The organism is Ferrovum myxofaciens, assembly GCF_000735045.1.
Taxonomy (GTDB): Bacteria; Pseudomonadota; Gammaproteobacteria; order Burkholderiales; family Ferrovaceae; genus Ferrovum; species Ferrovum myxofaciens.
In genome coordinates this window covers 1-253 of the sequence record NZ_JPOQ01000614.1, presented here as the reverse complement: position 1 = coordinate 253, position 253 = coordinate 1, and the positions used below count along the sequence as shown (strand labels likewise).

The following is a 253-nucleotide window of genomic DNA, read 5'->3' as shown; positions in this document are numbered from 1 at the left end:
GCCAGGAAACTCACATCGGCACGGCTGTTATCCAGAACGCCCTGGGGGGCCGGAGCGATCCCAATACAAGACTTTGACCTGGTTGGCACGCCGATTGATGAAGCAGAACAAATGTCCGCTCAGGGGGTCCTGCTTCATCTCGTTGCGTGCCAAGGACATAGAGTCCGTCATAGGATTTGCGGGCATCTACGGGTTGGCCATAGATGAAGACCCGGACCCTGGCTTCGGCAAAGAACATCAGTTTCTGGTGAGG

At 56.1% G+C, this 253-nt stretch carries 1 protein-coding gene; it reads left to right on the top strand.

Translation table 11 applies throughout. From position 1 onward, the window contains the following. Positions 1-253 (top strand): hypothetical protein (locus tag IV91_RS20060; RefSeq protein WP_233418514.1); only part of this gene is annotated, 253 nt, incomplete at both ends.